The following is a 2,580-nucleotide window of genomic DNA, read 5'->3' on the forward strand; positions in this document are numbered from 1 at the left end:
TGTTGGCGCTGATTGAAAACTGACCCACCCTGCCGATTGAAAATTGACCCAGGGCCGTTTGCTGATTTTTGCATCAGCAACTGTGGATAAGCTTAGCAGCAGTGTCCTGCTGACATAGGCACTAAGCCCCACCGCATACAGGCATGCGGCAGGGAATTCCCGGTGTTGATCAAAACGGTTCATCGTCCTCTGTACCGTCATCGTTCTTGCGCTTTCGCTCACGTGATTTGATCTTTGTCTGGTCGACCAAGCTGCTGTGTTGCAGGCGGTAGGACTCGTTGCCCGTTTCGACGATGTGGCAGTGGTGTGTCAGCCGATCCAGCAACGCAGTGGTCATCTTGGCGTCACCGAACACACTCGACCATTCCGAGAAGCTGAGGTTGGTGGTGATGATCACGCTGGTGTGCTCGTATAGCTTGGATAGCAGGTGAAATAACAGGGCACCACCGCTCTGACTGAAGGGCAAATACCCCAGCTCATCGAGTATCACCAGGTCTATGCGAAGCAGTCCTTGAGCGATTCGGCCTGCCTTGCCCTCGTATTTTTCGCGCTCCAGCAAATTGACCAGATCCACCGTGGAGTAGAAGCGCACGCGCTTGTTATGCGTCGTGATCCCGGACACGGCCAAGGCGGTGGCCAGGTGGGTTTTGCCTGTTCCAGGCCCACCGATGAACACGACATTCTGTGCAGTATCGGTGAACTCCAGGCTGGACAGATCCCTGACCAAGCGGGCGTCTGCGCTGGAAGCGCTGAAATCGAAGCCTGCCAAATCACGATGGATGGGGAGTTTGGCCATGTTCATCTGATGATTCACAGAGCGTACGGCGCGATCTGCATGTTCCTGCTGAAGCAGATGTTCGAGCAGCCATTTCGACGACGCCGTCGAGGCTTCGCCTTGGGAGACCAGTTCTTCCCAGGCGCTGGCCATGCCATGCAGCCGAAGTTCTTTGAGTTCCGCCATAAGATCACGCATTGCGAGTCTCCTCATCGGTGGTACGCAGCCGGTCGTAGCGCGCCGTATTGGCGACAGGCGCGACCTTGAGTTGAAGACTGGTTTCGGCAGATGGAGGGGCTGCTGTAGATGTCAGTCGAGCCAGGACATTCAGGATGTGGTCAGCGCTCAAGCTGCCTGATTCAAGTACCAACTCCACAGCCACCAACACGGCATCGAGCCCGGCGATGGGAACTGCCGCCAGTACCTGCGTCATGACTCGATCACCATTGGTGTGACGTCTCAGACCACGCTTGAGAAGCAGCAATGGCTTCGGCAGATCGGCAAACGGAGCGCCATTGCGTAGCGCACCAGGTTTGCGTTCGATGAGTGGGATGTAATGCTGCCAGTCAAAACTGACCTGGTCTCGATCAAAGAGGCGCTCGTGACTGGCAATCATCGTTTCATCGGCGATGACCACTACCCGAGAGGGATACAGGCGGCTGCTGACCCACTGACCGACCCGTTCACACGGCACCGAGTAGCGATTTCGCGTCACGCTGACCAGACAGGTGCTGGAGACCCGCACAGTGCGTTCGACATAACCGTCAAAGGCCGTGGGCATTGGCATCATTTCCACCCGTTCCAGTTCCAGGACGTCCGCCACCGTCAGCCCGTTGTACTGTGGGTGCAGCAACTCGTTCCAGAGCGCACGACAGCGTTGGCCGAGCCAGACATTCAGTTCTTCAAAGGTGTGGAACATACAATCTTGAGCATCGAGCCAGATGCGTCTCCGGCTGTCCTGGACGTTCTTTTCGACGATGCCTTTTTCCCAGCCGGAGGCCACGTTGCAGAAGTCTGAGTCGAACAGGTAGTGTGCGCACATAACGGCAAACCGGGCATTGACCGTGCGGCCCTTACCCTTGTTGACCTTGTCGACAGCGGTCTTCATGTTGTCGTAGATGCCGCGACGCGGCACCCCACCTAACGCGCCAAACGAGCGGGTATGGGCATCGAACAACATCTCGTGGCCTTGGCTGGGATACGCAACCAACCAAAATGCGCGACTGGCGCACAGCTTCATGTGGGAGACCTGGATGCGTCGAAACAGGCCGCCGATCAGCAGACCTTCTTCGCTCCAGTCGAACTGAAAGGCCTCGCCGAGTGCGAACGTCAACGGTACAAAGGCCCGTAAGGATTTGCCTTGCTCACCGCGCCACGAACGTATGAAGGCGGTGAGCTGGCTGTAGCCGCCGTCGTAACCCTCTGCCTTGATCTGCTCGAAGAGCGCTTTGGCGCTCCTGCGGTTGTGCTTTGCCCGAAATGAATCGGCTTTGAGCGCTTGCTCCAGCGTCTGGTGAAACGGACTGAGTTTGTTGGAGGCTGCGCACCGCAGGTACGCCGGTTGAGTGGCTTCGGGTGCTCTGACCCATTTTCGGATGGTGTTTCTCGACAGCCCGGTACGCTTGGCTATCTGATGCAGCGACAGCTTGTCGCGAAAATACATGCGCCGAATTTTGCCCATCATTTCCATGCTGATCACCCTGTGTTCTCCTGCTCAAAAATTGAGCAGAAGCAGTTGAACACCTGGGTCAGTTTTCAGTCGGCAGAACAGCCTTTACTGGGTCAGTTTTCGGTCAGCGGCAACA

At 56.7% G+C, this 2,580-nt stretch carries 3 protein-coding genes; all 3 read right to left on the bottom strand.

The features are described 5' to 3' along the window. Window positions 1-183 (bottom strand): hypothetical protein (locus KW839_RS27240; RefSeq protein WP_218426041.1); only part of this gene is annotated, 183 nt, incomplete at its 3' end. Next, entirely contained in the window at window positions 170-973 is an 804-nt protein-coding gene (istB, locus tag KW839_RS27245) for an IS21-like element helper ATPase IstB (protein ID WP_060540902.1), read from the bottom strand. The genes istB and KW839_RS27240, both read right to left, overlap by 14 nt. After that, the gene (gene istA / locus KW839_RS27250; RefSeq protein WP_177336958.1) at window positions 966-2,465 is read right to left on the bottom strand and encodes an IS21 family transposase; all 1,500 of its coding nucleotides are present in this window, start codon (window positions 2,463-2,465) and stop codon (window positions 966-968) included. The genes istB and istA overlap by 8 nt, the downstream gene beginning before the upstream one ends. Between the last annotated feature and the right edge of the window lie 115 nt (window positions 2,466-2,580).

The sequence above is a fragment of the Pseudomonas sp. PDM31 genome (assembly GCF_019218965.1).
In the GTDB taxonomy this organism is placed as follows: domain Bacteria; phylum Pseudomonadota; class Gammaproteobacteria; order Pseudomonadales; family Pseudomonadaceae; genus Aquipseudomonas.